Below are 25,998 nucleotides of genomic sequence, written 5' to 3'. Positions count from 1 at the left end.
ATTGAGCTTAGAGCTCGTAAGGGTTTGTCTCTTAGGCGTTACCGCCGGCTTTGCTTACAATCTCCTCGGCAACAGCCTTGGGGACTGCCTCATAAGAGCCGAACTGCATGGTATAGCTAGCGCGACCCTGAGTTTGGGAACGAAGATCGGTTGCATAGCCGAACATCTCACCCAGAGGCACCTTAGCGCGGATAATCTTGGTATCCTTGCGGTCCTCCATGCCCTCAATCTTGCCACGACGGCTGGACAGGTTGCCCATGACGTCGCCCATGTACTGCTCGGGAGTCTCGACAACGACGTCCTCGATAGGCTCAAGCAAAACAGGATCGGACTTCTTGAGTGCATCCTTGATAGCCATAGAGCCAGCAATCTTGAAGGCTGCCTCAGAGGAGTCAACCTCATGGTATGAACCGTCAACGAGGGTTACCTTGATGTCCACTACTGGATAGCCAGCTACAACGCCGCTGTTCAGAGCTTCCTGGATGCCCTTGTCGATAGAAGGAATGTACTCCTTGGGGATAACACCACCAACGATTGCGTTAACAAACTCATAGCCAGTACCGGGCTGAGCTGGTTCCATGTCGATAATGGCATGACCATACTGACCGCGACCACCGGACTGACGTACGAACTTGCCCTCTGCATGCTGAACAGCATGACCAGCGGTCTCACGATACGCAACCTGAGGCTTACCAACGTTTGCGTCTACCTTGAACTCACGACGCAAACGGTCCACGATGATCTCCAGGTGGAGTTCGCCCATACCAGCAATAATGGTCTGGCCGGTCTCATGATCGGTGTGAACCTGGAAGGTTGGATCCTCCTCGGCAAGCTTGGCAAGACCAACACTCATCTTGTCCTGCTCGGCCTTGGTCTTGGGCTCTACCGCAACGTCAATTACAGGATCAGAGAACTCAATGGATTCGAGAATGATCTTGTTGTGCTCATCGCACAGGGTGTCACCAGTGGTGGTGTTCTTCAGACCAACGGCTGCAACAATATCACCTGCGGAGCACTCTTCACGATCTACTCGGTCATTAGCGTTCATCTCAAGGATGCGGCCAAGACGCTCGCGACCATCCTTAACGGAGTTGTACACGTAGCTACCAGCTTCTGCCTGACCAGAATATACGCGGAAATACGTGAGCTTACCTACGAAGGGGTCAGTCATAACCTTAAAGGCAAGAGCCGAGAAGGGCTCCTTGGTGTCTGCCTTACGGGTGAGCGTATTGCCGGTCTTGGGATCAGTGCCCTCAACATCAGGAATGTCCAAGGGGCTAGGCAGATAATCGATAACCGCGTCAAGCAGCTCCTGAACGCCCTTGTTCTTGTATGCAGAACCAACGCATACCGGGTTAAGGTCGTTAGCGAGAACACCAGCACGGATAGCGCTCTTGAGCTTATCTGCAGGAATCTCCTGATCCTCAAGGATCATCTCCATGAGCTCATCGTCATAGGTGGCAGCAGCCTCGAGAAGCTCTTCGCGCTTCTCGGCAGCAAGATCTGCAAACTCCTCTGGAATAGCATCCATCTTCTCGGGGAAGATCATGCCCTTGGCGTCCTCTTTGAAGTCCCATGCTTCCATGGTGACAAGGTCAACAAGACCCCAGAACTGGTCCTCTGCACCCATTGGAATCTGAATGGCGACTGCATTAGCAGACAGGCGCTCCTTCATGGTGTCAATAGCATGGAAGAAGTCTGCACCAATGCGGTCAAACTTATTGATGAACGCAATACGAGGAACATTGTAGTTAGAAGCCTGACGCCAAACGGTCTCAGACTGAGGCTGTACACCTGCTACAGCGTCAAAGACAGCTACGGCACCATCGAGAACACGCAAGCAGCGCTCTACCTCAGCGGTAAAGTCTACGTGACCTGGGGTGTCAATAATCTGAATGACGTGATCCTTCCAAAAGCAGGTAGTTGCAGCAGACGTAATGGTTACGCCGCGCTCCTGCTCCTGAACCATCCAGTCCATGGTAGCTGCACCGTCATGAACCTCACCAATCTTGTGGGTCTTGCCGGTGTAGTAAAGGATACGTTCGGTAGTTGTGGTCTTACCTGCATCAATGTGAGCCATGATGCCGATATTACGAAGATCTTCGAGTTTATACTTAACCTTTGCCATAAATTACTCCAGACCCTCCAATTAGAAGCGGTAGTGGGAGAAGGCGCGGTTAGCCTCTGCCATCTTGAATACGTCCTCACGCTTCTTGATAGAAGCGCCAACGCCATTGGAGGCATCCACAATCTCATTTGCAAGACGCTCTGACATGCTCTTCTCCTTGCGGGTGCGAGAAAAGCCAACGAGCCAACGGATTGCAAGGGTGGTAGCACGACGGGAGTTAACCTCCATTGGTACCTGGTAGGTAGCGCCACCAACACGCTTAGGCTTAACCTCAAGGGTAGGACGTACGTTGTCCATAGCCTTCTTGAATACGGAAAGGGCATCCTCACCGGTCTTCTCGGCTACCAGATCAAAGGCGCTGTATACGATGCGCTCGGCGGTAGACTTCTTGCCGTCAAGCAAAATTTTGTTAATAAGTTGAGTGACCAGCCTGTTGTTATAAACGGCATCAGGCTGAACCTCACGACGAACTGCTGCTGCACGACGCGGCATTATTTTCTCCTCAGAACTTTAGGGAACGAATGTGTAATCCTTGGTTAATTAGCCACGCTTAGCACCGTAGCGAGAGCGGCTCTGCTTACGGTTTTGAACTGCTGCGCAGTCGAAAGCACCACGGACGATCTTGTAACGAACACCAGGAAGGTCACGAACACGGCCACCACGGATAAGCACGATGGAGTGCTCCTGAAGGTTATGACCCTCACCAGGAATGTATGCGGTTACCTCGATGCCATTTACCAGGCGTACACGAGCAACCTTACGGAGAGCCGAGTTAGGCTTCTTAGGGGTGGTGGTGAATACACGCGTGCACACGCCACGCTTTTGTGGGTTGTGCTGGAGAGCAGCGTTCTTAGACTTGGCCTTGACGCTCACACGGCCCTGGCGAACGAGCTGATTAATTGTAGGCAAAGTTTTCTCCTTCTTACCTATTGATAAACAAATATGCTAACCCTCAAAGGCGACGCAGCACCATCACCTAGAATTGTCGCAATGTGGAACGATACAACGCTTAAGCTTGAGCGTCAACACACCACGGTACCGGGCGTATCCTGACTTCACAGCCTGAGCACATTTTTTTGTGTCGTTGCATTATTAGTTTTAATAACGCAACGACGAGCCCTGAACTACGAACTGCACACCACAAGCTATGAACGTACAACAGAAACATTAAAAAACCTCCCGCTTTCAATACAGAAAACGGGAGGTTGTTCACGCTTATGTCGTAAGCAGATAAAGCTTACAAAGACCTACTCTTCTTCGTCATCAGCTGCTGCGGCTGCGTCTTCCTGACGAACCACCTGACTTAACAGGTCATCAAGAGAATCCAGATCCTCATTGATAGCCTCCATGTCAGAGCTACCACTAGAAGAAGGAGCACCAATCAACTCATCCGTAAAGCGATGTGTTGCAGGAGCTGCCGTGCCCAGCATGATATCGCCGTCATCATCGGGACTAAATACCATGTTAAGCAACTGTGCTAAGTCCTCATCATCGGCAACATCATCATCAGGCTCAAGAATATACAGCAGGTCATGTGCCTCAAGACCGTCACGCAACTCCTCAATGGCCTTAGCACCAATGCCATCAATGCGTAGCAGATCATCCTCGGTCTTACCAATGAGATCACCTACGGTCTCGATGCCAACCTCGCTAAACTTGTTGGTCCAACGCTGAGATACACCCAGATCGTCAAACAGATACAGCTTAGCTTCTTCGCTGGAAAGCGTGCGGCCATTCTTGGAATAGACGCCACCCATGGGGTACTCATCGCCCACCCAGTCAAGATGCTGAGGGAGTTTCTCCTCAATATCCTTAAGCATATCAGGTGCCCATTCGGGCAAGGTCTTCTCGTTTGCTGACTTAGTAATGGGCGTACCGTGATAGGTAAGCTCAACATCGTTGTAGGCGGAAAGACCAGTACCAGCAGGAATCTGCTTACCAACAATAACGTTTGACTTAAGGTCGAGCAGGTTGTCAACCTCGCCTCTAATGGCACCGTCGGTAAGGACGCCAGCAGTACGGATAAACGATGCACTGGACAGCCAAGAATCGATAGAGCTTGCAACGCGCAAGGTACCCAGGATAACGGGGGTTGCCTCGGGAGGCGTGCCACCAGCAAGCTGGATTTCCTTGACCGTATCCGCAAACTCGTAACGGTCCACATACTGGTTAAGCAGATAGCGAGAAGAGCCGGGGTTGGTAATCTGAACACGACGCAGCATCTGACGAGCAATTACCTCAATGTGCTTGTCGTCCAAATCTACGCCCTGGCTGGTATAAACATCCTTAACAGACTCTACGAAGATGTGCATCGTAGATTCAATATCCGTCAGCGTGCGCAAACGGCGGAAGTTTACAAAGCCCTTGGTAATCTGGTCACCAGCACGAACCGTACAGCCGTCCTCAATACCAGGCATAAAGCGAACAGATACCGGAACCTTCTTCTCCACAATAATGCGGGTGGTGTCTTCTGGATCCACAATCTGAAGGATGTAGTCGGTAGTCTCAGGAATAATCTTAAGAACGCCGGAGTTCTCGGCCAGGTCTGCTTCACGACCCAAGATCTTCTCGTTAACGTTACCTACAACGTCAAACATACGAGCAACGGTAGGAAGACCCTGCGTAATATCGTCTGCACCTGCTACGCCGCCGGAGTGAATGGTACGCATCGTAAGCTGAGTACCGGGCTCACCAATGGACTGAGCTGCGATAATACCAACTGCCGTACCAATGTTGACGGGACGACGGGTGGAAAGATCCCAACCGTAGCACTTCTGGCATACGCCGTACTTGGAGCGGCAGGTAAGCAAAGCGCGCAGCTCAACCTGTTTAAGTCCCGCATCAACAAGCTTTTGAATGTCGTCTGCGGACTCAAGGTACTCATCCTTGGCAAGAACCACATTGCCCGTCTCGTCCACGATGTCATTAAGGGCGCAGCGGCCAATAAGATCCGTGTTGAGGTCGGTGGTACCAGGCTTGATAAGGTTGTAGGTAACGCCCTCATCAGTACCGCAGTCCTCTTCGCGCACAATAACGTCCTGGGCCACATCGACCAAACGACGGGTTAGATAACCGGAGTCGGAGGTGTGAGACGCGGTATCTACCAGACCCTTACGGGCACCATAGGTAGAGATGAAGTACTCCAAAGGCTCAAGGCCCTCACGGAAGTTTGCCTTAATGGGCAGGTCGATGGTATCGCCGGACATGTCTGCCATCAGACCACGCATACCAGCAAGCTGGCGCAGCTGCGTCTTAGAACCACGAGCACCGGAATCAGCCATCATGTAAATGGGGTTGTCCTCTGCAAAGCCATCCAACATCTTAGAGCCCAGCTCCTCCGTGCATGCCGTCCACGCCTGAATTACCTCGGCGTGACGCTCACGCTCGGACAGAAGGCCATCCTCGTAGTTCTCGTTGATCTCATTAACCGCAGTCTGTGCTTCTTCAAGCATCTGCTCCTTGTCATCAGGAATGACCGCATCCCATACAGAGACCGTAAGGCCTGCACGGGTTGCAAAGTGGAAGCCAGCATACTTGATGCTATCGAGAATCTCTTCTACCTCTGTGAGCGAGTAGCGATCACAGCAGTCATTAACCAGCTTGCTCATATCGCTCTTTACCATCTTGTAGTTGATAAAGGGATAGTCTGCAGGCAGGCACTGACGGTTAAAGATAATGCGCCCAACCGTGGTCTCAAAGCGAGCGGCGGCGTCGGTTACATCAAAGTCCACAACATCATTGCGGCCATTGCGAACGCGGAAGAACTTCTTGCCGTCCTTCTCTACGTTAGCGTCAGCAGCCGTTACACGAACCGTAATCTTTGCCTGAATATCCAGCTCGCTACGAGAATCGTACGCACTCATAGCGTCATCGAAGTTGGAGAATACGCGACCCTGGCCAGCAACCTCATCCTTGGAAGTAGTAAGGAAGTACACGCCAAAGACCATATCCTGAGAAGGAACGGTAAGCACCTTGCCCGAGGCTGGACTGCGGACATTGTTGGACGAAAGCATCAAAACGCGTGCTTCGGTCTGAGCCTGCGTGGAAAGAGGTACGTGTACCGACATTTGGTCGCCGTCAAAGTCTGCGTTAAAGGGTGCGCAAACCAGAGGATGCAGGTGGATAGCCTTACCCTCTACCAAAACGGGCTCAAATGCCTGGATGGAAAGACGGTGCAGCGTTGGGGCGCGGTTGAGCAATACCAGGCGGTCCTGGATGACCTCTTCCAAAACGTCCCATACCGCAGGGATAGCGCGGTCAATGGCGCGCTTAGCACCCTTGATATTCTCAACCTTGTTAAGCTCAACAAGACGACGCATGACAAAGGGCTTAAACAGCTCCAGTGCCATAGCCTTGGGAAGGCCACACTGATGCAGCTTAAGCTGGGGGTCTACAACGATTACCGAACGGCCAGAGTAGTCTACGCGCTTACCCAACAGGTTCTGACGGAAGCGACCCTGCTTGCCCTTGAGTGCCTCTGCAAGAGACTTCAGAGGACGACCACCACGACCGGTTACCGGACGACCACGACGACCATTATCAAACAGCGCGTCTACCGCCTCTTGCAGCATGCGCTTCTCGTTATTGACAATGATTGCGGGAGCATCCAGATCAAGCAAGCGCTTGAGGCGATTGTTGCGGTTGATCACGCGACGATACAGGTCATTGAGGTCGGACGCGGCAAAGCGACCACCATCAAGCTGAACCATAGGACGCAGATCTGGCGGAATAACAGGGATAACATCCAAGATCATGTCCGCAGGATCATTACGACCCTCCAGGAAGGCATCGACAATTTCCAGACGCTTGACGGCCTTCTCGCGCTTGGCCTTCTGACCATCTACGTCTGCGATGATCTCGCGCAGCTCTTTGGACTCTTTCTCCAGGTCAATGGAGCGCAGAAGATCACGTACTGCCTCGGCGCCCATGCCTCCCTTAAAGTAGATGGAATAGTAGCGCTTCATCTCACGGAACAGGGACTCATCAGAGATGAGATCACGCTTGCTGAGCTGCATAAAGCGCTCATACGCCTCACGACGAAGATTCTTTTCTTCCTCGTACTCTTCCTCGATGTCTGCTACCTCGGCGCGCACCTCATCTGCGGTCAGAGGCTCTACATCATCAAAGCTGTTGCCAGAGTCTTCTCCCTGCTCACGAACGCGCGCAATCTGCTCATCGCGCTCTGCATCCAGCTCTTCAATATCGGCTGCAAGCTCCTCGCGCAGATCGTCCTTATCGGCCTCACGGGCCTCGGTATCTACCTCGGTAATGACATAGCTTGCAAAGTAGAGAATTTTCTCAAGGTCTTTGCCCTTAACATCAAGCAAACGAGCCAGAGGGAAGCTGTTAGGAGACTTGAAGTACCAGATATGGCTCACAGGAGCGGCAAGCTCGATATGACCCATGCGGTCACGACGAACCTTGGCACTGGTTACCTCTACGCCACAGCGCTCGCATACGATGCCCTTAAAACGAATTCCCTTGTACTTACCGCAAGAGCACTCCCAGTCCTTGACTGGTCCAAAGATCTTCTCGCAGAACAAGCCATCTTTTTCTGGCTTGAGCGTACGGTAGTTAATCGTCTCAGGCTTCTTTACCTCACCAAAAGACCAGCTACGGATCTGATCGGCAGAAGCAAGCGAGATCTTAATGGCATCGAAGTCGGTGCTATCGAAATCTGCCACGTTTGTTACTCCTTATCGTTCTGGACGTCGCCGACAAGAACTTCGACGTCTGCAGCGTTAGATAGGTCCCCAATCAAGGAAGCAGCCTCATCTACTGCGGAGAATACATCGTCCACACTCTGGTCAGATACGGTGTTGGCTGCGGTGTTCCTGGAAACCTTCTTGTAGTTGATAGGCTCAATGGAAAGTGCGAGTGAACGCATTTCCTTGACAAGAACCTTGAAGGACTCAGGCGTACCTGCAGCAGGTACATTCTCATCCTTCACGATAGACTCGTAGGTCTTAACACGACCAATGGTGTCATCGGACTTAACGGTCAAAATCTCCTGGAGCACATTGGCAGCGCCGTATGCGTACAGAGCCCAAACTTCCATCTCACCAAAGCGCTGACCACCAAATTGAGCCTTACCGCCCAAAGGCTGCTGGGTTACCAGACTGTAAGGACCGGTGGAACGAGCGTGGATCTTATCGTCAACCATGTGCCCAAGCTTCAAGATATAGCTGGTGCCCACAGTGATCTGATCGCGGAAGGGCTCACCGGTGCGGCCATCATACAACGTGGTCTTGCCCATGTCATTGAGCTGAGGGATGAAGGCCTCGTTGATATGCTCGCCATACTCCTGCTTGGCCTTGTTGACCAAGTTTACGTTGGCACGACGCAGCACCTCTGCCACTTCTTCATCATTGGCGCCATCAAAGACGGGCGTCGAGACAAACATGGGGCCGGGCACGTAGGTATCAGACTGATCCGACGTAGTGTCCCAACCGTTGCTTGCAGCCCAACCAAGGTGGCACTCAAGCAGCTGTCCCACATTCATACGAGAAGGAACGCCCAGGGGGTCGAGCAGCACGTCGATGGGTGTACCGTCTGCCATATACGGCATATCCTCAACGGGAAGAACACGACATACAACGCCCTTGTTACCGTGACGGCCAGAGATCTTATCGCCCTGCTGGATCTTACGACGCTGGGCGACAAAGACGCGGACCAGGTCATTTACTCCTGGGGGCAGATCGTCGCCGGCTTCACGGCTAAAGCGAACTACCTCTACAACGCGGCCGTAGGAACCATGAGGCATCTTCAAAGAGGTGTCGCGGACATCATGGGCCTTGGCACCAAAGATAGCGCGCAGCAAGCGCTCCTCTGCGGTGAGGGCTGTCTCGCCCTTAGGGGTAACCTTGCCAACCAGAATGTCACCAGGGCCGACCTCTGCACCAACGCGAATAATGCCGTCCTCATCAAGGTTGGCGACCATGTCCTCAGACATGTTAGGAATTTCACGCGTAATTTCCTCTGCGCCAAGCTTGGTATCGCGGGCATCAACCTCATGACGAGAAATGTTAATAGAGGTAAGCAGGTCTTCCTCTACCACACGCTCGGAAACAACGATACCGTCCTCGTAGTTGAAGCCTTCCCAAGGCATGTACGCTACCAGCAAGTTCTTGCCCAAAGCAAGCTCACCCTTATCAATAGAGGTACCGTCTGCCAAAGGCTGACCAGCCACAACGTCATCGCCAAGCTTAACAACGGGGCGATGGTTAATGCAGGTGGACTGGTTGGAACGCTCAAACTTGGGGAACTCGTAGCTTTTCTCGCCACTGGCACCCTTAACCACTGCGTGAAGCGCGTCTACCTCTACAACACGACCGTCCTCAACAGCGCAGATCATCTCGCCAGAATCAAGCGCCGCACGAGCCTCCATGCCCGTACCTACCAAAGGCGCGGATGCCCTGATCAGGGGCACGGCCTGACGCTGCATGTTTGCACCCATGAGGGTACGCTTAGCGTCATCGTGCTCAAGGAAGGGAATGAGCGTTGCTGCTACCGACAAAAGCTGACGGGCAGAAACGTCCATGAAGTCAATGTCCTCTACGGGCACCTGTGCAGGTGCACCAAAGGAACCGTCAAAGTCACGGGTACGAGCAACCACGCGGGTGGGCTTGGCAAGCTTGCCGGTAAGAGGATCGAGCTCAATAAACTCGCCCGTCTTGGGATCAACAGGGGTGTTAGCAGGAGCAATGTTGTGCTGCTCCTCCTCATCTGCTGTCATCCATACGACCTCGTCCGTAAGGGTGCCATCCACAACACGACGATACGGAGACTCAATAAAGCCGTACTCGTTTACATGGGCGTACAGTGCCAACGAGCCGATAAGACCAATGTTTGGTCCTTCGGGGGTCTCGATAGGACACATACGAGCATAGTGAGAGTTGTGAACGTCACGCACTGCCGTAGGAACATTGGTACGACGGCTGGAGCCGGACTTGTGGCCCGCAAGACCGCCAGGTCCCAACGCAGAAAGACGACGCTTATTGGTAAGACCAGCAAGCGGATTGGATTGGTCCATAAATTGGGACAGCTGAGAAGAGCCATAGAACTCCTTGATTGCTGCCACAATAGGACGGATGTTGATAAGGGATTGCGGTGTGATGTCGTCCGCATCCTGAGAAGCCATGCGCTCACGAATGACGCGCTCCATACGGCTCATGCCGATACGGAACTGGTTTTGTACCAGCTCGCCTACCGTGCGTACACGACGGTTACCAAAGTGGTCAATGTCGTCAACCTTCTTGGTAGTATCGCCAGCATGCAACGCAAGCAAATAACGCAGAGCAACGACGATGTCCTCCTCGGTAAGCGTGGTGACATCTGCCTCTGTGTCAAGCGTCAGCTTTTTATTGATCTTGTAGCGGCCGACCTTAGCAAGGTCATAGCGCATGGGGTTAAAGAACAGGCCATCAAGCAGCGAGCGAGCAGAATCTGCCGTAACGGGCTCGCCGGGACGCTGACGACGATAAATCTCTTCTAGCGCAGCCTGGCGGGTCTGTACGGAATCGCGCTCGATGGTGGAGCGGACTACGTCAGAATCACCCAGCAGGTTGAGAATGTCATCATCGGACTCTGCAATGCCCAGGGCGCGCAGTAACAAGGCTGCAGATTGACGACGCTTGCGATCGATAGATACCACAAGCTGACCGCGTTTATCGACCTCAAACTCCAGCCATGCACCGCGGGCGGGGATAAACTGGGCACGGTGTACCAGCACACCGCTATCCGTCTCCTCAGAGAAATACACACCTGGGGAACGGACAAGCTGAGAAACAACAACGCGCTCAGAGCCATTGATAATAAACGTACCACGCTCGGTCATGAGTGGGAAATCACCCATGAATACGAGCTGCTCCTTAATTTCGCCTGTCTCTTTGTTGACGAAGCGAACCTCTACAAGCATGGGAGCCTGATAAGAAATATCCTTTGCACGGCATTCTGCTATGGTGTGCGCAGGATCTCCAAACTGATGCTCGCCAAACGAAACCTCCATAGTTCCAGCGGCATTCTCGATAGGAGATGCCTCTGCGAAGGCTTCGTCCAAACCGGTCGTCATAAAACGACGGAACGACTCCTTCTGAACTTCAATGAGGTTGGGTGGCTCGACGTTAGAGCGAATTTTGCTAAAGCTCACGCGCTCACGTGCATTTGCGGAGGTAGTAGTGGAAATCTTTGTGGTAGGCACCAGGTGTTTCCTCCTTCGGAACGACATAATGCGACAAATATCGCAATCTAATAATTTACCGAAGGAAGTAGGTTTGGTCAATTAAAATGCTTGACTTTAGCTGTTTTTTACAGTAAAGAAAACAGACAAGCTGTTTACCTGCTTAAACAAAAATAAGAATATGTAGGTACCGTGTGGACCTATTAGTGTACACCAAACAGCTGGCTTTGTGAACGATTTTATTGGCAAATCAGAGCGAAAAAAGACCCCCGGCATGTGGCCAGGGGTCTTTGCTTGTGAACAAGCTACTCTCTTAACTGCCCTCACACCTATTCTTACAGCGGTAAGGCTTGTAAGAGGTATATCCAAAAAAGGATTTACTTAAGGGTTACAGCAGCGCCAGCCTCTTCGAGCTTAGCCTTAGCAGCCTCAGCGTCTTCCTTCTTTGCGCCCTCAAGAATTGCCTTAGGAGCGGACTCTACCATCTCCTTGGCCTCCTTCAGACCAGCAGAGGTGAGCTCACGAACTACCTTAATAACAGCAATCTTGTTCTCGCCAAAGCCCTCGAGAACTACGTCAAAGTTGGTCTTCTCCTCAGCAGCCTCAGCAGCAACGGGAGCAGCAACAGCAGCAACGGGAGCAGCTGCAGATACGCCGAATACCTCCTCAAGCTCGTGTACAAGCTCGGAAAGCTCGAGCGCTGGCATCTCCTTGAGAGCCTCAATAATTTCATCCTTGGTGACAGCCATGTCAATTCTCCTTTGTTAGGGGCACCCTCTTGATGCCCTTAGCTCAATGTAAAAGTTGGGTGAATCACGCTGCTATGCGGCGCTCTTCTGGTCCTCCACTGCGGAAAGCACCGTGTGAAGACCCTGTGCGGGGCCATTGAGTACACGGACAACGCCGGAAAGAGGATTGGAAATGCAACCAACGAACTTGGCAATAAGCTCCTCGCGAGAAGGAAGATCTGCGATAGCGTTTGCCTCTGCTGCGTTAACTGCCTTACCGTCTGCGATACCGCCAAGGAACTCAATCTTCTTCAGAGACTTGCTTGTCTCCTTGATGACCTTAGCTGCATCTACAGGGTCGTTCTCGTAAAAAACGTATGCGCAGGTACCGATCAGTACCTCATCAATCGCAGGCAGACCGGCCTTCTCAAGAGCAATCTTTACGATGTTGTTCTTGTAGACCTTCATCTCTGCATTGGCTTCACGTAGGTTACGACGAAGCTGCTGTGCTTCCTTTACAGAAAGACCGCGATAGTCGATTACAAAAAGACCTGCAGCATTCTCGAGAGAGGCAGATACCTTCTCGAGCATATCGAACTTGGACTGTGCTGGCATGTGACACCTCCTTTATGCATAGCTCGGGCACGAACCACCTGCACGGTGGGCCCTTGCATGCAAAGACCCCGCCAACTTTTGCCAGACGGGGTCAGAAGATACAAGCTCTTTAGACCACCTCGGCGGGCGGGTGCAACTGCTCCCCTTAGGCCCTTGTGGGCACCAGCTGTCTCTGGCAGTGGACGTGCTAAACGTCTGCTAAAACTTGTGTTTTAGCAATTGATTATTTTGCAACGAGACGGTCTTCTCGTCAAGTACAAGCGAGAAGGTCCTGCGTACTGCGCTGTTATTCCATAGTTTTGTCATGCTTAAGCACTCGGTTCTTGAATCAAGTTATAAAGGTAGTTTGCTACCGCCTCATCACCATAGGTATCTACTGCAGACTTACTATCTTTTTTCTCATGGTCATTATCAGAAACTTTAGTGTTTGCCTTAAGTAGCGTAGCTTGTTGAGTAAATTTGCCAAACCCTATCGTCAACCATAAACAATACCTGTATTTGCTATACAAAAAAACACCCCATCGGTGAGATGAGGTGCTTTAGGAATAAACAGGTATCCCGCAGCTATACATATTGCAGGGCTGCATACTTATCTCAGCTACGCTAATTTCCTAAGAAAGAATCGAGATCGTAATCTGAGTTTTTATCGCCTGATTGAGCAGCTCTTTGAAAAGATCCATCGCCGTGTTGAGGTTGCTGTGCAGTTGGCGCTACTAGTGCCTGCGGCATTGGTGACATTGGCATTTGCATTTGCTGTGCCGGCTGATGCATCGACTGCATGGACTGAGAAGGACCTGTAACCCCTACGCCATTGGCAGCAGAAGCGCCCCAGTTCCCGCGTTTACCTAAGCGCACAACAATAGTCGTAATAATGCATTCCACTATACAAAACAAAATGGTACAGCCAACATAAAGCAAGTGCGGCGATCGAACAACATTTTTGGAATTTAAAGTATACTCAGCGTACTCAGCATGATAAACGGGAAGCTTAAGGAGCTCGCAGAGACTTTCAGTAAAAAGAAAAACTCCAATGGTAAAGAGGATGAGGCTTACACTTGCTATTGGTAACACTACCTGAGAGGTGTCATCGCAAAGACGAATGGTGTAGTACATTAGAATAAATGGCAAAACTATACCACTTATAAAGAGTGCCTGCGCTGCATCCCCTCTAAAGATGGACGTGTCAAGAAAAGAATGCGCTACCACCATGAGAGAAGTCACGATTCCGATAATGACAAAACAAACCATTCGAATAGTCTGGTTTCTAATCTTCTTCATACAAACCCCCTACCCAAACCGCTTTTCAGAAGTACAACTCAAAAATATTTCTTTATTATTTTATTTAAGTCTATACCATCTGGCTATCAGGAGGCTTACAAAAATAGGGCTATTAGCTTTAGGCTTATAGGTTGCATTCCTCTTTACTGGTGAGACGAGCCATAAAAAGAACCACCTTCCCTCTCTTGCCTAAAGAAAGTGGAAGATGGTTTGGTGAGATAAAAAGTAAAACAGGTATACCTAGGCGGTACTAGTCCTCCATAAGGGCGCGAACCTTGGTGCCGTCTACCTTAACGCCAGGTCCCATGGTGGAAGAAACCACAACAGACTTAACGTAACGACCCTTAGCGGTTGCAGGCTTAACACGCAAAATCTCGGTGATAAGAGCCTGGTAGTTCTCTACCAATGCAGCAAGCTCAAAGGAAGCCTTGCCCAGAGGTACGTGGCAGATGCCGTAACGATCCGCACGATACTCTACACGACCAGCCTTAAGCTCGCCAACCATCTTTGCAACATCCATGGTTACGGTGCCAAGCTTGGGGTTAGGCATCAGACCACGAGGTCCAAGCAGCTTACCAATGCGGCCAACCTTAGCCATCATGTTAGGAGTTGCAACGGCAGCGTCAAAATCAAAGTTGCCAGCCTGGATGGAAGCAACCAGATCATCTGCGCCTACGATGTCTGCACCAGCAGCCTCTGCCTCACGGGCCTTCTCGCCCTCTGCAAATACTGCAACACGAACGGTCTTGCCGGTGCCGTTAGGAAGGGAGATGGAGCCACGAACGTTCTGATCTGCCTTACGGGTGTCTACGCCCAAACGGATAGAAACGTCGATGGTCTCATCGAATTTAGCACTTGCAAGCTCCTTTACGAGCTCAAGAGCAGCCTTGGGGCTGTAGAGGTCTGAAGAGACCTTCTGAGAAGCGTTGCGATAATTCTTACCGTGCTTTGCCATAAATCCTCCTTGTGTGGTACATGCGGGCGGCGTGCCCTCCCACCTAAAGCTTGCACTCCTTGTGAGGCAAGCAAAAACGAGTGTGCAGATTACTCTGCGATAGTAACGCCCATGGAACGAGCGGTGCCAGCAACAATCTTCATTGCTGCATCGATATCATTAGCATTGAGATCAGGCATCTTGATCTCAGCAATCTTGCGAAGCTGATCCTGAGAAAGCTGACCGACCTTATCGCGCTGAGGAACACCAGAACCACCCTTGATGCCCAGCTCCTTAATGATGAGCTTGGCTGCGGGAGGGGTCTTGCAGACAAAGCTAAAACTACGATCCTCGTATACGGAAATCTCAACGGGGATGATATCGCCAGCCTTATCCTTAGTCTCTGCGTTAAATGCCTGGCAGAACTGCATGATGTTTACCTGTGCAGCACCCAGAGCAGGACCTACTGGAGGAGCAGGATTTGCTTGACCAGCAGGAATCTGAAGCTTAATGAACTTAACTACGTTCTTCTCAGCCATGATGTTCTCCTGTGTACCTATAGTTACCTGTAATAAAGTCTATATACGCTCTTGCCTCAGAAGCATTCCTCACCGAAAGAAGCAAGAGGTGGAATAGCTAGTTAATTGCCGCGACCTTGTCTATATCAAGCTCAACGGGCGTCTCACGACCAAAGATAGCAAGCATAACCTTAACTTTGCCCGAAGCGAGCATAATCTCAGAAATGGTGCCATCAAAGTCTGCAAGTGCACCAGAAACAACGCGGATGGACTGTCCGACCTCAAGATCTGTAGAAGTAGGACGAGGAGCATCTGCGCTCTTGCTGGAGCGACGCATAATCTTGTTAAACTCGTCACGAGAAAGGGGCGTAGGCTTTCCATCAATGCCTACAAAGCCTGTAACTCCCGGAGTGTTGCGGACAACAGCCCAAGAATTGTCATCGATCTCCATACGAACAAGCACATAGCCAGGGAATACTTTGCTTTCCTTGGTCTCGCGCTTGCCACCCTCTTTGAGCTCGGTTACTTCCTCGGTAGGAATCTGGATGTCTACAACAACGTTTTCCAAACCAAAGGTCTCAATACGATGTTCGAGATCTGCCTTAACTTTATTCTCGTAGCCAGAATATGTATGAATGACATACCAACGCTTAGCCATTACTTTGCCCCCAACCCTGCATATGCAGAAAGAAGCGCAACGATGCCTAAGTCAACCGCCCAAATGACAATGCCAAACACAACAAGCATGGCAAGCACACCAACGGTATAGTTCTTAAGCTCTGGCTTAGTAGGCCATGTAACCCTGCGCATCTCCGTGCGGACATCACCAAACCAACCAAGCGAACGCCTGATAAAGCCAGGACGCTTGTGTGCCTTAGGCTTTGCCTCCGCCTTTCTTACCTCAGGCTTAGCTGTCGCCTTGGTCTGGGAATTGGAAGCGGCATCAGCCTGGATAGCCTCACGCTCAGCACGCTCTTGTGCACGAGCCTTACGGGCACTCCTCTTATTGCGCTCCTTGTTCGCCATGAACTCATCCCTTCGGGTATATGACCCCATCTCATAAATCCGGCCCGCCCGGTAAGGGACGGGCCGGTGTATTGACTGGCACGCCAGGAAGGACTCGAACCCTCAACAGTCGGTTTTGGAGACCGATGCTCTACCAATTGAACTACTGGCGTATTAGAAAAACCTAGCGGGTTTCCTTATGAATTGTGTGCTTGTGGCACCAAGGGCAATACTTCTTCAACTCCATACGCTCGGGGTTGTTGCTCTTGTTTTTATCTGTGGTGTAATTCCTACGCTTGCACTCGGTGCATGCGAGGGTGACCATAGTACGCATGAAACCTCCCAGTTACCCAAATAACTGAGAGTATTTCTCAGTTATACGCGGTGGGATACGTTACCATCTTGCTTCCTATCTTGTCAAGCACCAGGAGCTTCTTGCAACTATCCTTGACAAAACAATCAAAACAAACGGTAAGGCCAATAGAGAAAAGAAACCCGACGCCCTCTTGCGAAGACGCCGGGTCTGATAACGTCAGCTTAATCGTTTATCCAACGATGGTAGCTACACGACCATCACCTACGGTGTGGCCACCCTCGCGGATAGCGAAGCGCAGGCCCTCCTCCATAGCGATGGGGTAAAGAAGCTCAGCGTTGATGGTGACGTGGTCACCAGGCATAGCCATCTCTACACCCTCGGGGAGCTCGATGGAGCCGGTTACGTCGGTGGTGCGGAAGTAGAACTGAGGACGGTAACCATTGAAGAATGGGGTGTGACGGCCGCCCTCTTCCTTGGTCAGTACGTAAATCTCACCGGTGAACTTCTTGTGAGGAGTTACAGAGCCGGGCTTGCAGAGTACCTGACCGCGCTCGATGTCCTCGCGCTTGATACCACGGAGCAACAGACCTACGTTATCGCCAGCCTCGCAGAAGTCCATGGTCTTACGGAACATCTCAATGCCGGTGCATACGGAGCTCTGGGTGTCCTTGATGCCGACAATCTCGACGGGCTCGTTGAGCTTGAGCTGACCGCGCTCTACACGACCAGTAGCAACGGTACCACGACCAGAAATGGTCATAACGTCCTCGATAGCCATCAAGAAGGGCTTCTCGTTGTCGCGAGCAGGGGTAGGAATGTAAGAGTCTACCTGGTGCATAAGCTCTACAACAGAGTCAACCCACTTCTGCTCACCGTTAAGAGCGCCAAGAGCGGAGCCACGAACGATAGGCAGGTCGTCGCCGGGGAAGTCATACTCGGAGAGAAGATCACGGGTCTCCATCTCTACGAGGTCGATGAGCTCCTCGTCGTCTACCATGTCGCACTTGTTAAGGAATACGATGATGTAAGGTACGCCTACCTGACGAGCAAGCAGGATGTGCTCGCGGGTCTGAGCCATAGGACCATCGGTAGCAGCGATTACCAGGATAGCGCCGTCCATCTGTGCAGCACCGGAAATCATGTTCTTTACGTAGTCAGCGTGACCAGGGCAGTCTACGTGAGCGTAGTGGCGCTCCCAGGTCTCATACTCAACGTGAGCTACAGAAATGGTAATACCACGCTGACGCTCTTCGGGAGCCTTGTCGATGTTCTCGAAAGCAGTGTAGTCTGCATGGCAACCCTCGGTCTCGGAGAGAACCTTGGTGATTGCTGCGGTAAGAGTGGTCTTACCGTGGTCTACGTGACCAATGGTACCAATGTTTACGTGTGGCTTGGAACGATCAAACTTCTCCTTGGCCATTGTGCCATCCTCCTCTTGGAACTAGCTTTGTAGGCTATCCAACGAATAACTTGCTTATATATTCCAAACGGCCCAAGAGGGCCGCAAGAATTCATGGTACCGGCGACTGGATTCGAACCAGTGACATCACGGGTATGAGCCGTGTGCTCTAACCAGCTGAGCTACGCCGGCATGGCGGTGCTTGAAATATGGAGCCCGCGACCGGATTTGAACCGGTGACCTCTTCGTTACCAACGAAGTGCTCTACCTACTGAGCTACACGGGCATGGTGGGGATACTTGGACTCGAACCAAGGAACCCAGAGGGAGCGGATTTACAGTCCGCCGCAGTTGCCGCTGTGCCATATCCCCATATATTTTCAAGCTGCTTTGCAGAACAAAAAACCTTGCAAGCGGAGGAAATATTACGACCGAATAGGTAGGTTGTCAATACATACCACCCAGCCGGGCGTTACCTTGTCACGTTTCCTGCACAATTGCAGATAAATCGTGCATGTTTCCAAGCGCAGTACCGAGATAAAAACGGAGCCCTTAGCACCCGTGCCAAAGGCTCCGTACATCGCCTGGAGCTGGTGATAGGGATCGAACCTACAACAACTGGTTTACAAAACCAGGGCTCTACCATTGAGCTACACCAGCAAACTGGTTGCACAAGCTGTGCGTGAGTAATAATAGCGTATCTTTAAACATCTGGCGAGAAGAACTTGGATATTTCCACGTTTGGTTCTAAAAGCAGCTCTGTGGGGTTACTTACCAGACTACTTACCATCTCACCCAAAAAGAGCCTCACTACCACGTAGCAAGGCTCTTGTTGTTCCTTAAGGCATGTATTTGCCTTAAGGATAGCTTACTTAGATGAGCAGACTTTTACTCATCTTGTTTCTTTGTCAAGCGACGCCCCATCCGCAGCGCCGCGCCAAGCGCCAAAAGTCCTATGGCTGCCACCGATGGCAGTGCCACACCTAGGCTAGTGTCTCCGGTTTTTGGCATTGCTTGTACAGGCTTGGGGGTCTGCGTAGGCTTAGGAGTATGAGAGTTGGTAATAGTAAAGCCAGACTCTGCGCTGCCTTCTACCTTTTTCTCATAGCCCTGCGGCACCTCAAGCTCGTCTACGGTATAGACAATAGCTTTTCCGTCCATATCGTAGGAAGGAAGGTCTTCAAAGCTAAATGAGCCGTCTGAGGAGGATGTAACCTTTTGGGTCTTATCGGTTGGCTTACCGTTTTCAAGCAGGGTAACGATAATGTCTTGAGGCCTAGAGGCGTCCTTGTTGTCCTGGTCTTGCCAGACCTTCTTGCCCTTGATGGTCATCTTTGGGTTTATAAGAGTGTTGGTAACAGTCCAGGTATATCCATCATCCGTGTGATCAATGGACGTATTGTAGCTGTGGCCGTCTTTTGCTTGATAGACAAGGGTGTGGGTGCCATCGGCTAGATCTTGAGACTTTGTCCCTACTTCTTCTAGCGTATAGACAATTTTTTGTCCGTCTTTGAACTGATCAAGTCCCTTGTAAACAAGCTTCCAGTCATTATCACGATTAAGCGTGAGGGGCGCACCGTGCTTTTGTCCATTGGCATACAGCTGAACCTCAACTGCTGGGGCGGCTTCTTTGTTAATGCCTTCCCAGACCTTAGCGACATTTATATCTATCTTGCCTTCTAAGGTATTGGTGATGTTATAGGCGGGAGCCTCAGTGGTACCGACGTTTTTGTTCTCTGTTTGGGTGTAGTACTCGCTCGTACCCACCTTTTCCATAGGCTGCTCACGCACGGTGTAGACAACTCTCTCACCCGTCTTGTTTGCGCGATACGCAACAAGACCTTCAAAGCTTGCAGACCAGTTGTTGTCAGCCGTAAGCTCAAGGGTGTTGTTGGTAGGTGTCCCATCAGCCAAGAGCTCAACCACAACCTTGTTAGGTCTTAGCCCAAGGGCATTGTTGTTATCTTTCCACGTCTTTGTGACAGGAACAGCAATCGTTTCAAGCTCGTGGGTGTTTGTGATGGTAAGGGTGTTTTGGTCAAGCTTGGTGGTGTAGCCATCTACAGCATCCTCTTGGACGGTATAGACAATCTTTTCACCCTTGTTGTTATAGGTAGGCAAGTCCTTAAAGGTATGGCTTTGGTTGTTGTGTTGCTTGTCGGTGCTCAGGGTTTCGTGTGCCTGCTCAACACCGTCTGCCAAAAGCCGTATCACAATAGTATCGGGGCGTTTATTGTCTTGGTTGTTGTGATCTTGCCAAACCTTGTTAACAACTATGTCCTGAGGAGGATTGTCTAGAGTGTTGGTAATGACCCAAGAGTGCGTTGAGGGGTTTTGGATATCAACCGAGTAGCTGTGTCCAGCTGCCTCAAGCTTGTTGTTAGCATCTACTCCTACTTCTTGTAGGGTATAGGCAATCTCTTTGCCTGCAGCCGTGTACTGATCAAGGCCCTCAAAGCTATGTTTCCACTCACCCTCATTGGTAAGTGCTATAGGAGCACCTTGTGCTTTCCCGTCAGCGTAGAGCTGAACTTCAACTGATGGGGCTGCTTCTTTATTGATACCAACCCAGGTCTTTGTAACGCCTACAGATACCTTGCCTACCAGGGTGTTGGTTACAGTAAGGGCGGTATTGTCTCCCGTATAGCTTGCGCTGTAGTTATCAACCTTGTCCTCTACAACCGTGTAGACAATTTCTTGGCCTTGTGAGCCTTGTTTGTACTTAAGCAGCTTATCAAAGCTGGCAGACCAGTTATTGGCCTCATCAAGGGTAAGGGTTTTATCGGTAGCAACACCGTCAGCATACAAGGTAAGCTTGATGGCCTGAGGCCTCAGCCCCTTAGCATTGTTGTTGTCTACCCACACTTTCTTAACAGGAACATTGATAGTTTCCAACTCATGGGAGTTGGTCAGGATATAGACACCTTCATCATTTATCTCAACGGTATCTTTATAGCCTGCAGGAACGTTCTCCTCCTTGATGGAGTAGCTAATCTTCTCACCCTTATTGGTATAGGTAGGAAGCTTAGAGAAGCTCGCTTGCCAGTCGTTATCCTTATCAAGGGTAAGGTTAGAGATTGCATGACCTTCAAGGTCCTTGAGGTCAGTAAGTTTGGTCTCTCCTACCTGAGCGACAAGAGATACCTCTACGGAAGCTGTTTGTTTACCGTCTTGGTTGTTGGTGTCGCTCCAGGCCTTCTTAACGGGAACGGTCACTTCTGGGTTTGTCATTGTGTTGGTCACAGACCAAGAGCTGCGGTTACCTGAGCTGTTTTCCTCTTTTACCGCTACCGTGTAGTCAATGCCTGCAAGGGTAATCTTCCCATTGCTTGCACCATCTTCTACAACCGTATAGGTAATAGCTTTTCCTGCTTCATTCTTAGCAAGATCCGAGAAGCTCGCGGACCACGCATTATCACTGGTAAGCTCCTGCGTCTTACCCGTATCTTTGCCATTGGCAAGAAGTCGTACGGTAACGGGGGATGCAGTCTCAGGAAGAATACCTACCCAGGTCTTTGTAACGTCTACAGAGACTGTGTCGGGAGTTCTTGTATTGGTAACCGTAAAGCCCTCAGTAACGCTTCCAGACGTTGTAGCCGTATACCCTGCAGAAGCGCTAATCGCATCTTCTTCTACCCCATAGCTAATGGCAGTTCCCGCAGGAATAGTCTTTCCGTCTACGGTCTCATCAGCTGTAGTGGTGGCGGGAAGGTTTGTAAACGCGCCCTTCCAGGTATTGGGATCTTGGGCATCTGCGTTTTTAGCCTTTGTAAGCGTAAGCTTGGTATCGGTTGCCTTACCGTTTCTGATAAGCGTAAAGCTAACGCTTTCTGGTCTAGTGCCATCTTGATTGTTGGTGTCAGACCAAATCTTAGTGACAGGGATGCTCGTACGCGCAAGGCTATCTTTAAACGCCAAGGTCCCATTAGGAGCATCCGTGGTAAGGGTTACGTTCTGAGCATCGGCTACGGTATACCCCGCAGGAGCAGTTACCTCGACCACCTTATAGCTACCAAGCAGCAGATTTGAGAAGCTCAGCTTACCCTTAGCATCGGTGGTTTGGTTGGCAACAACCTTGCCCGAGATATCGGTTGCGGGATTGCCATTTACATCTTGCAAGGCAAACTCAGCACCAGCAAGCGCTTTGCCCTTATTTGTGTTGTCTACCTCATCCGCAGCAGTTTTCTCAACCGTAATTGAACCTATGGTTGCGGTAACAGCAATATTTCGACGAGCGGTACGAGCAATGGGACTCAGCGCCAAAGCAGTTGTTGTCGCAGCATTGCTTGTTGCTGTTGAGAGGTCAAGGTTATTGCCTTCTTCCTCATCAGACGTTGTCGTAACAAAGTCCTCGTAGTTATTTTTGGTTGCATGGATGCGGTAGTCACCACGACCATATACCGTTGCAGAATACCAACCATCGGCATCTGTTACCAGCTCAATCTCCGACCCATCCGGATTTGTTACCTTACCCGGCACACCAGTAGACGACGTACCCGCAAGGCCTGCCTTCACCAGGGTTAGGGTGCGACCCGCTAAGGGAACATCACCCTTGGACTTGTCGTAAATACCGTCCTTATCTTTATCAAAGAAATACCGACCCTCAACCTTGTATGGCGCTACCCTTGTCGCCGTGACGTTTGCCTCGGTATAGTCGGTACCGCCATTTACCGAGAAAGCCGCGCTGTTGTGCGCCACATCCTCATCGGTCAGCGTCTTATCAAAGGGCACCTTAACCGGGATTATGATGCTCTCGTCAGACTGCGATTTAATTGACTGCCGCTCACGAAGCACGACCTTAAACGACTTTACGAGACCCCAGTCCAGGCCTCTATCGGTGATGTCGCTCGCCGTTAACCACTCACCATCGCGCACAGAAGCCAAATCGGCACCTTGTGGTGTCAGCTGATAGAAGAACTCAAACTTCTTATTGACCTTAGACGTGTTTGCATCCTCAATGCTTGATGTCAAAGGCATTGAGAAGGTCGATTCACGCCCCGAATATGTGCCCTCGGAATTTGCAACAATCGTGTGATCTCCCTTATAGGGCAACACGTCGATCAAGCTCAAGGACTGCACATCATTAAGCGAGTTATTATAAATCTTTAGTTGTAGAGCGGCTGGATATCCAATATCGCCAACCGTGGCCATGCTATAGCTCAATTTCTGAGACTGATCAGTGGCATCACCAAAAGCGGTAAAGTCCGTCATCTGCAGCTCACGCGGCGGCGTATAGTCCACTGTTGACCAACGCACCATGAAGAGTTCTGACGTATTGCCGTCACCGTCGATATCAAGAGCATCTACATAGGTATTCGGACCCTTGTTCTCAGCATTGGGATCATACTTATAAGGACGAATATAGTCGTTATCATCCCAGCTCATGTATGTAGGGATATTACTCTTACCGGGCGCAGCATATTTAGATGCCTCAAGCTTGAGATTTATCGGCATACGTTGACCTACAGGAACATCACCGTAATCAATAACCACGGCATCTTGGCCCGTATTTTGGTAATTTGACACAAAACGAACCTGTGGCTCTTTGAGACCCTCCCAAGTCTCCCATGGCTTATTTGTCTCTGGATTTTTACCGAACGTTTTGCCGACGTCTGCTTTTTCCCAGCCCTTGTAGTTAATGCCTGCCGGTAAGAGGGTGACGGTGCGCATCTTCTTGATTTCTTTAAGCGTGCCGTAAGCGCTGTAGACACGGTATGGATCGCCTGCTCCCGCATATCCATTTGCAACTGGAAGGAAGGGGCCGACCTTGAGGGTAAACTCCTTGCTCTCGTTTGAATTAGGTACAGATGTATCTTTGTTGAGGTACTCATCGACCACTGGAGTAACAGGTCCTACGTATAAATCCGATCGATATTGGTAGCCATCTCGAGTCGTGACGGACTTGTGGTCTTTGGTCCATGCGACCGCCCACGACTCATATTTGAGCGTGCTGCCCTGACTGAGTGCATCGAGACGCTGAGTTTCAGCGTCCGTCAAACCGAGATACTCGCGAAATACCGCATAGTCGTTATTGAACTCTACTGGATCAGCGAAGTGCAGGACAAGCTTGGCATATTTGCGCTCAGTGTCGTTAATCTGTACTTCTTGTCCGTATTTTACGCCTTTTTGAATCAACTCTTCATCGCCGTCGGCTGTCACGCCATACAGACTCGTATTGTCATTATTGTTGACTGCATCTATAAACTTCTGCAGATGAGGGGACCACAGGTCATTTGGCCAGAAATCTCCACAATTCCTAACTTCAAGAAACTTAAACGACTTATAAAATAGTCCGCTCGCATTATCTTCGCTGGGAATAAACTCGATTTCTTTAATGAAGCTTGCGGCGCCTCCTGAATATGGATCTGACGAACTACCTCCATTATTTGAGTTGCACACAGAGGTTTCGATCCCCATGCCTGCGTCAGTACGATCTATCGAGCCAACAAATATCCGCTTGTTGCCATAGGAATATATTTGTGCATTGGTATCAATGTTTCCTGGAAGATCCATGAAAAGGGTAAAATCGCTATTACGAGACATGCTCAGAATTCCAGGGCTCTGTTTGAAAGCAACTGGCTTGAAAAAGAACGTCTCGTTCCGACTGCCAATGTATTCTCCTCCAGAGCCATCAGCATTGGTGTTGACATAAAAGTCAGCAGTAATGGGCAGATCAGTATTTAGTGCTACATCGCTAAAATCAACAAGGATTTGGCTATCGCCTGAGATTTTTGCCAGTACAGCAGCTCGGTTGTTTGTATGCGGCAAGACATGCGATAAATTGACACTGTCAAATTGTGGGTTATCAACACGGTAAGTAACAACAGAGCTACCGTCAGAGCGCTTCTCGATAGTCACGCCTTCATTTAGACGGGGAACAACAACGCCAGCAGGCAGGGTAACAACAACCTTTGCATTCTTCGGATACGCAATACCAGCAAGCCCTGGCGTACCAGCAGGTGTATTGGGATAAAACGAGAAAAAGACATTTGTACGGCGCCCAGCCCTGCTGCTGTACTTACCCAGAGGTGGTGCTGTTGGGCTTGTAGGATCGTCAACTACCATTGTTGACTCCATGCGATGTCCGTTAGGCACAAGTCCAGCCGGATTGCCTTCTGGAATAGCTACACCATCAACAGCGTCTGTCTTTTTACTAGAGAGGCCTGAAATTCCCTCACTTGAATATACGGCAAAAGGCACTGTCTTTGCTGTGAAGGTCTTGGTTGCCTTTGTCACCTCTTTACCAGCTGAGTCAAGAAGCTGTGCCTCTACTTTGATAGTATCTCCGTTTACGGCCGTATGACCATCAAACTGAAACTTCAGCGTATAAGTCAAACGCATGCCACCGGTGAGATTAGTGAAGAAGAACTGGTAATAGTAAAAATCATCGTCTTCCCACTTCTTTGTTTCTTTAGCGACTTCTGACTTAGTGAAGGTAAGATTTTGGATTTTTTTGGTCTTTGGAACCTTAACAAGCAGCGAAGGATTGTCCAATTTATACGTTGCACCTGAAATATCAAGGTCAACAACATTTTCAATCTGCTCAAAGGTTAAATGAGTGGTATCGCCCTCGACAACTGCCTTGTCATTAAGAGAGCCAATACGAAGATCTACACGTGAGGTATCGTCATTATTTGCAGCTAGAGCTGAGCTACGCTCTTTTGCTGCTGGAGCTTCTGGGGCACTGATATCCTGCGGTTTATCCGCAGAAACGTTATCAGTCTGATGAGACTCTTCTTCAGTAGTGGAGTTATCTGGCTCCACTGCTGTTACTGAATCAGCGGAACCCCCCCCAGTCCTTCGGCGAGTGCTTGAACAGGAATGCTCGAGAACACCAGCAAAAATGCAAGCACTGTCGTTAGCAGCCTTTTGGTCAGCTTCATGTTTCCCCTATTCTTAC

At 50.4% G+C, this 25,998-nt stretch carries 15 protein-coding genes and 5 tRNA genes; all 20 read right to left on the bottom strand.

Annotation, left to right across the window (positions count from 1 at the left end):
* Positions 1-31 precede the first annotated feature (31 nt).
* Positions 32-2,128 carry an elongation factor G gene (gene fusA / locus HMPREF1091_RS01985; protein WP_002563156.1) on the bottom strand — a complete coding sequence of 699 codons (2,097 nt, stop codon included), beginning with the start codon at positions 2,126-2,128 and terminating at the stop codon, positions 32-34.
* A 21-nt stretch (positions 2,129-2,149) separates the two neighbouring features.
* A complete protein-coding gene (gene rpsG, locus HMPREF1091_RS01980; protein WP_002563155.1) occupies positions 2,150-2,620 on the bottom strand; it encodes a 30S ribosomal protein S7 in 471 nt (156 codons plus the stop codon).
* A 48-nt stretch (positions 2,621-2,668) separates the two neighbouring features.
* Positions 2,669-3,037 (bottom strand): 30S ribosomal protein S12, encoded by a 369-nt coding sequence (rpsL, locus tag HMPREF1091_RS01975; RefSeq protein WP_002563154.1) that lies wholly within the window; start codon positions 3,035-3,037, stop codon positions 2,669-2,671.
* A gap of 338 nt (positions 3,038-3,375) precedes the next feature.
* Positions 3,376-7,812 (bottom strand): DNA-directed RNA polymerase subunit beta', encoded by a 4,437-nt coding sequence (locus tag HMPREF1091_RS01970; protein ID WP_002563153.1) that lies wholly within the window; start codon positions 7,810-7,812, stop codon positions 3,376-3,378.
* A gap of 5 nt (positions 7,813-7,817) precedes the next feature.
* Positions 7,818-11,327, bottom strand: a complete 3,510-nt coding sequence (gene rpoB, locus HMPREF1091_RS01965) for a DNA-directed RNA polymerase subunit beta (protein ID WP_002563152.1) — start codon at positions 11,325-11,327, stop codon at positions 7,818-7,820.
* 356 nt (positions 11,328-11,683) lie between these two features.
* The gene (rplL, locus tag HMPREF1091_RS01960; RefSeq protein ID WP_002563151.1) at positions 11,684-12,055 is read right to left on the bottom strand and encodes a 50S ribosomal protein L7/L12; all 372 of its coding nucleotides are present in this window, start codon (positions 12,053-12,055) and stop codon (positions 11,684-11,686) included.
* Positions 12,056-12,127: 72 nt separating this feature from the next.
* On the bottom strand, positions 12,128-12,649 hold the full coding sequence (gene rplJ / locus HMPREF1091_RS01955; protein ID WP_002563150.1) for a 50S ribosomal protein L10: 522 nt from the start codon (positions 12,647-12,649) through the stop codon (positions 12,128-12,130).
* Between the two features lie 603 nt (positions 12,650-13,252).
* Positions 13,253-13,927, bottom strand: coding sequence for a hypothetical protein (locus HMPREF1091_RS01945; RefSeq protein WP_002563149.1), 675 nt, complete (start codon positions 13,925-13,927; stop codon positions 13,253-13,255).
* A 250-nt stretch (positions 13,928-14,177) separates the two neighbouring features.
* Positions 14,178-14,882 carry a 50S ribosomal protein L1 gene (gene rplA / locus HMPREF1091_RS01940; protein ID WP_002563148.1) on the bottom strand — a complete coding sequence of 235 codons (705 nt, stop codon included), beginning with the start codon at positions 14,880-14,882 and terminating at the stop codon, positions 14,178-14,180.
* Positions 14,883-14,971: 89 nt separating this feature from the next.
* A complete protein-coding gene (rplK, locus tag HMPREF1091_RS01935; RefSeq protein ID WP_002563147.1) occupies positions 14,972-15,400 on the bottom strand; it encodes a 50S ribosomal protein L11 in 429 nt (142 codons plus the stop codon).
* Positions 15,401-15,497: 97 nt separating this feature from the next.
* Positions 15,498-16,037: a transcription termination/antitermination protein NusG gene (nusG, locus tag HMPREF1091_RS01930; RefSeq protein WP_002563146.1), complete on the bottom strand. Its 540-nt coding sequence runs from the start codon at positions 16,035-16,037 to the stop codon at positions 15,498-15,500.
* The gene (gene secE / locus HMPREF1091_RS01925; protein ID WP_002563145.1) at positions 16,037-16,405 is read right to left on the bottom strand and encodes a preprotein translocase subunit SecE; all 369 of its coding nucleotides are present in this window, start codon (positions 16,403-16,405) and stop codon (positions 16,037-16,039) included. Before secE ends, nusG begins: the two co-directional genes overlap by 1 nt.
* Before the next feature lie 76 nt (positions 16,406-16,481).
* Positions 16,482-16,557, bottom strand: a tRNA-Trp gene (locus HMPREF1091_RS01920).
* A gap of 11 nt (positions 16,558-16,568) precedes the next feature.
* Complete coding sequence (rpmG, locus tag HMPREF1091_RS08210; protein ID WP_443111233.1) at positions 16,569-16,709, bottom strand: 50S ribosomal protein L33; 141 nt, start codon at positions 16,707-16,709, stop codon at positions 16,569-16,571.
* 220 nt (positions 16,710-16,929) lie between these two features.
* Complete coding sequence (gene tuf, locus HMPREF1091_RS01915; protein WP_002563143.1) at positions 16,930-18,120, bottom strand: elongation factor Tu; 1,191 nt, start codon at positions 18,118-18,120, stop codon at positions 16,930-16,932.
* Positions 18,121-18,214: 94 nt separating this feature from the next.
* Positions 18,215-18,291: transfer RNA gene (locus tag HMPREF1091_RS01910), tRNA-Met, on the bottom strand.
* A gap of 18 nt (positions 18,292-18,309) precedes the next feature.
* Positions 18,310-18,385, bottom strand: a tRNA-Thr gene (locus tag HMPREF1091_RS01905).
* A 1-nt stretch (position 18,386) separates the two neighbouring features.
* Positions 18,387-18,470, bottom strand: a tRNA-Tyr gene (locus HMPREF1091_RS01900).
* 213 nt (positions 18,471-18,683) lie between these two features.
* Positions 18,684-18,758: transfer RNA gene (locus HMPREF1091_RS01895), tRNA-Thr, on the bottom strand.
* A 228-nt stretch (positions 18,759-18,986) separates the two neighbouring features.
* A complete protein-coding gene (locus HMPREF1091_RS01890; RefSeq protein WP_002563142.1) occupies positions 18,987-25,862 on the bottom strand; it encodes a Cna B-type domain-containing protein in 6,876 nt (2,291 codons plus the stop codon).
* Positions 25,863-25,998 lie beyond the last annotated feature (136 nt).

It is taken from the genome of Atopobium minutum 10063974 (assembly GCF_000364325.1).
Taxonomy (GTDB): Bacteria; Actinomycetota; Coriobacteriia; order Coriobacteriales; family Atopobiaceae; genus Atopobium; species Atopobium minutum.
This window is presented reverse-complemented; position numbering and strand designations above follow the sequence as displayed.

What these genes read in the sequence shown, in the direction of transcription:
- fusA (WP_002563156.1), bottom strand. Translation starts at nt 2,128, where the DNA reads ATGGCAAAGGTTAAGTATAAACTCGAAGATCTTCGTAATATCGGCATC.
- rpsG (WP_002563155.1), bottom strand. Translation starts at nt 2,620, where the DNA reads ATGCCGCGTCGTGCAGCAGCAGTTCGTCGTGAGGTTCAGCCTGATGCC.
- rplL (WP_002563151.1), bottom strand. Translation starts at nt 12,055, where the DNA reads ATGGCTGTCACCAAGGATGAAATTATTGAGGCTCTCAAGGAGATGCCA.
- rplJ (WP_002563150.1), bottom strand. Translation starts at nt 12,649, where the DNA reads ATGCCAGCACAGTCCAAGTTCGATATGCTCGAGAAGGTATCTGCCTCT.
- HMPREF1091_RS01945 (WP_002563149.1), bottom strand. Translation starts at nt 13,927, where the DNA reads ATGAAGAAGATTAGAAACCAGACTATTCGAATGGTTTGTTTTGTCATT.
- rplA (WP_002563148.1), bottom strand. Translation starts at nt 14,882, where the DNA reads ATGGCAAAGCACGGTAAGAATTATCGCAACGCTTCTCAGAAGGTCTCT.
- rplK (WP_002563147.1), bottom strand. Translation starts at nt 15,400, where the DNA reads ATGGCTGAGAAGAACGTAGTTAAGTTCATTAAGCTTCAGATTCCTGCT.
- nusG (WP_002563146.1), bottom strand. Translation starts at nt 16,037, where the DNA reads ATGGCTAAGCGTTGGTATGTCATTCATACATATTCTGGCTACGAGAAT.
- secE (WP_002563145.1), bottom strand. Translation starts at nt 16,405, where the DNA reads ATGGCGAACAAGGAGCGCAATAAGAGGAGTGCCCGTAAGGCTCGTGCA.
- rpmG (WP_443111233.1), bottom strand. Translation starts at nt 16,709, where the DNA reads ATGGTCACCCTCGCATGCACCGAGTGCAAGCGTAGGAATTACACCACA.
- tuf (WP_002563143.1), bottom strand. Translation starts at nt 18,120, where the DNA reads ATGGCCAAGGAGAAGTTTGATCGTTCCAAGCCACACGTAAACATTGGT.